The sequence below is a fragment of the Streptomyces sp. NPDC006430 genome (genome assembly GCF_040612395.1).
GTDB lineage: Bacteria > Actinomycetota > Actinomycetes > Streptomycetales > Streptomycetaceae > Streptomyces.
Genome location: NZ_JBEXQA010000085.1, coordinates 1 through 4,416 on the forward strand (window position 1 = coordinate 1; position 4,416 = coordinate 4,416).

At 74.2% G+C, this 4,416-nt stretch carries 1 protein-coding gene; it reads left to right on the forward strand.

All coding sequences use genetic code 11. The features are described from left to right. Nucleotides 1-4,416 (forward strand): type I polyketide synthase (locus ABZZ20_RS36570; RefSeq protein ID WP_356877327.1); only part of this gene is annotated, 4,416 nt, incomplete at both ends.

Here is a 4,416-nt window from a genome sequence, read left to right on the forward strand (position 1 = left end):
CGTACGCAAGAACCGCCCCGAGGTACGCACCCTCCTCACCGCACTCGCCCAGCTCCACACCACCGGCACCGCAGTCGACTGGGCCGCCTTCTACGGGGCCGCCGAGGACCGTTGGGACGATCTGCCCACGTACGCCTTCCAGCACCAGCGGTACTGGCTGGAGGGAACGGCCGGGGGTGGTGCCGGACTCGGTTCCGCCGGTCTCGAATCGGTCGGGCACCCGCTGCTCAGCGCCGCCATCGCCTCCGCCGACTCCGCCGAAGTGGTGCTGACCGGGCGCCTGTCGGTCGACACCCAGCCCTGGCTGGCCGACCACGACGTCCTCGGGTCGATCCTGCTTCCGGGCACCGGGTTCGTCGAACTGGCCGTCCGCGCCGGCGATCAGGTCGGCTGCGACAGGATCGAGGAATTGCTCCTCGAAGCGCCGCTGATCGTGCCGGCCCGCGGTGGCGTGGCCCTCCAGGTGCGCGTCGGTGCCCCTGACGGCTCCGGCGCCCGGCCGATCGGCATCCACTCCCGCGGCTCCGCCCCGGATGCGCCGTGGACCCGCCACGCGTACGGCACGTTGGTTCCGGGTGCGCCGGCTCCTGCGTTCGACCTGTCCCAATGGCCCCCGGCCGGTGCGACCGCGCTCGACGTCACCGGTGCCTACGACCGCCTGCTGGACCGCGGCTACGCGTACGGCCCGGTGTTCCAGGGGCTGAAGGCCGCCTGGGTCCGGGGCGACGACGTGTTCGCCGAGGTGGCGTTGCCCGAAGCGGCGCACGCCGATGCGGCGAACTTCGGTCTCCACCCGGCCCTCCTCGATGCCGCGATGCACGCCGACCTGTTGGGCGGCAACGGCGCCGCCGAGGGTGCGACGCTGCTGCCGTTCTCCTGGAACGGGGTCACCCTGCACGCGGCCGGTACGTCCGTGCTGCGGGTGCACATCCGTCGGGTCCGGGGCGACGAGGTGTCGGCGATCATGGTCGCCGACGCTACGGGTGCCCCCGTGGCCACCGTGGAGTCGCTGGTGTCGCGTCCGGTGTCCGAGGCGCAGCTCGCAGCCGCCGCCGGTGGCGCGGACGCCGCCCTGCACCGCGTCGAGTGGCTGCGCGTCTCCGCGACCGGGACCGATGCGGCCGGGACCGCCGTGTACGTGGTTCCCGCCCCGGCCGGCGAGGACGCCGCGGCCCGGGTGCGCGGCGTCGTGCCCGACGTCCTCGCCACGGTCCAGGAACATCTGGCCGATCCGGCGTCCGGGTCCGGCCGCCTCGCCGTGGTCACCCGCGGAGGCGTCGCCGTCCTGCCCGGCGAGGACGTCGATCCGGCGCAGGCCGGTGTGTGGGGTCTGGTCCGGGCCGCCGAGGCGGAGAACCCCGGCCGGTTCGTTCTGGTCGACGTGGCAGCCGGTGCCACCGACCCGGACGCCGACGTGGCAGCCGCCGTCGCCTCCGGAGAGTCCGAGACCGCGGTGCGGTCCGGTGAGGTGCGCGTCCCGCGCCTGACCAGGATCGCCTCCCCCGCGCCGGCCTCTCCGTGGAACGCGACCGGGACCGTGCTGATCACCGGCGGTACCAGCGGCCTGGGCGCGCTGGTGGCCCGTCACCTGGTCACCGAGCACGGGGTGCGGCACCTGCTCCTCACCAGCCGCCGCGGCCTGCGGGCGCCGAACGCGTCCGAGATCGTCGCCGAGCTGGCGGAGTTGGGGGCCCACGCTTCGGTCGCGGCCTGCGACGTGACGGACCGGGAGTCGCTCGCCGGCGTCCTGGCCGGGATCGACGGGGCCCACCCGCTGAGCGGGGTGGTGCACGCCGCCGCCGTCGCCGGTGGTGGGCTCGTCGGTTCACTGACCGCCGAGGGCTTCGACGCCGTACTGCGCCCGAAGACCGACGGCGCGTGGAACCTGCACGAGCTGACCCGCGACGCCGACCTGTCGGCCTTCGTCCTCTTCTCCTCGGCGGGCGGCTCCGTACTGGCCGCCGGCCAGGCCGACTACGCCGCTGCCAACGCCTTCCTTGACGCCCTGGCGGCCCACCGCCGGGCCTGCGGTCTGCCTGCTACGGCAGCCGCGTTCGGCATGTGGGAGATCAGCACCGGTCTCGGTGGCGACCTCACCGATGCCGACCTGGAGCGGATGAAGCGGCTGGGTCTGCCCGCGCTGACCGTCGCGGAAGGGCTCGCCCTCTTCGATGCCGCGGTCGCCGGGGACGACGCCGTGGTCCTGCCGCTCAAGACCGACGGTGCGGCCCTCGCCGCCCGCGGCGAGGACCTGCCCGCGCTGCTGCGCGGCAAGGTGCGCGGGCCGGTCCGCCGGACCGTGCAGGCGCAGGCCGCGGAGACGTCCGAGCTGGGGCGCCGCCTCGCCGGGGCGTCGCAGCAGGAGCGCGACCGCATCGTCCTGGAGCTGGTCCGTACGCAGGTGGCGGCGGTGCTCGGCCATCCGTCCCCGGACGCGATCGGGCCGGAGACGGCCTTCCGCGAGCAGGGCTTCGACTCGCTCGCGGCCGTCGAACTGCGCAACCTGCTCCAAGCCGCCACCGGACTGCGGCTGCCGGCCACGCTGGTCTTCGACTACCCCAACTCGCGTGCCGTCGCGGGCTTCGTGGTGAGCAAGCTGTCGGTCACGACGGCCGAGGCGGCTCCGGCCGCCGTCGCGGTCCGCAGCTCCGCGCCCGACGACACGGACCCGATCGCGATCGTGGCGATCAGCTGCCGCTTCCCCGGTGGCGTGCGGTCCGCCGAGGACCTGTGGGACCTGGTTGCCGAGGGCCGGGACGCCGTAGGGGCGTTCCCGACCGACCGCGGCTGGGACGGCGACGCCCTCTACGACCCCGAGCCCGGCGTGCCCGGCAAGACGTACGCCAAGGACGGCGGGTTCCTGTACGACGCCTCGGAGTTCGACCCGGAGTTCTTCGGCATCATGCCGCGCGAGGCCCTCGCGATGGACCCGCAGCAGCGGCTGCTGCTGGAGGCCGCGTGGGAGACCTTCGAGCGGGCCGGCATCGACCCGCAGACGCTGCGCGGCAGCCGGACCGGCGTGTACGCGGGCATCATGTACCACGAGTACGGCAGCCGGCTGAGCGATGTTCCCGAGGACCTCGCCGGTTACCTCGGCAACGGCAGCGCGGGCAGCATCGCCTCGGGCCGCGTCGCGTACACCCTCGGCCTGGAGGGGCCGGCCGTCACCGTCGACACCGCGTGCTCGTCGTCCCTGGTGAGCCTGCACATGGCCTGCCAGGCGCTGCGGTCCGGCGAGATCACGATGGCGCTGGCCGGCGGTGTGACCGTCATGCCGACGCCGGATCTGTTCGTCGACTTCAGCCAGCAGCGCGGACTCGCCGCCGACGGCCGTTCCAAGGCCTTCGCCGGCGCCGCCGACGGCACCGGCTGGGCGGAGGGCATCGGCCTGCTCCTGGTCGAGCGCCTCTCCGACGCGGAGCGCCTCGGCCATCCGGTGCTCGCCGTGATCCGGGGTAGTGCCATCAACCAGGACGGCGCCTCCAACGGCCTCACCGCCCCCAACGGGCCGTCCCAGCAGCGGGTCATCCAGCAGGCGCTGGCCGCGGCCGGTCTCACGACGTCCGACGTGGACGCCGTCGAGGGCCACGGCACCGGCACCCGGCTGGGCGACCCGATCGAGGCGCAGGCCCTACTGGCGACGTACGGTCAGGGCCGCGACGAGGACAAACCGTTGTGGCTCGGCTCGATCAAGTCGAACATCGGGCACGCGCAGGCCGCGGCCGGTGTCAGCGGTGTGATCAAGATGGTTCAGGCGCTGCGCCACGGCGTGCTGCCCAAGACCCTGCACGTGGACGAGCCGTCGCCGCACGTGGACTGGGAGACGGGCAACGTCAAGCTGCTCACCGAGCCGGTCGCCTGGCCGGCGGGCGAACGCCCGCGCCGCGCCGGCGTCTCCTCGTTCGGCCTCAGCGGTACGAACGCCCACGTCATCCTGGAGGAGGCCCCTGCCACGGAGCCCGCGCCGCGGGCGTCCACGCCGCCCGCCGCGGTCCCCGCGCCGGTGGCGCTGACGGTGTCGGCGAAGAGCGCGAAGGCCCTGCCCCGGCAGGCCGAGGCGCTGCGCGCCCACCTCCAGGTGCACCCGGAGCAGTCCCTGACCGACGTCGGCTACTCGCTGGCGACGTCACGCGCGGCGCTGGACCACCGTGCGGTCGTCCTCGCCGAGGACCATGAGGCCGCGATCCGCGAGCTGACGAAGCTGAGCGGGGGGACGGAGTCCGCGGACCTCGTCGCCGGCACCCGCGTCGACGGTGCGACCGCGTTCCTGTTCACGGGTCAGGGCGCGCAGCGCCTGGGGATGGGTCGTGAACTGCACGCCGCGTTCCCGGTGTTCGCCCAATCCCTGGACGCGGTGGTGGCGGCGGTCGATGCGTATCTGGGCGTGCCGTTGTATGAGGTGATGTGGGGCGAGGA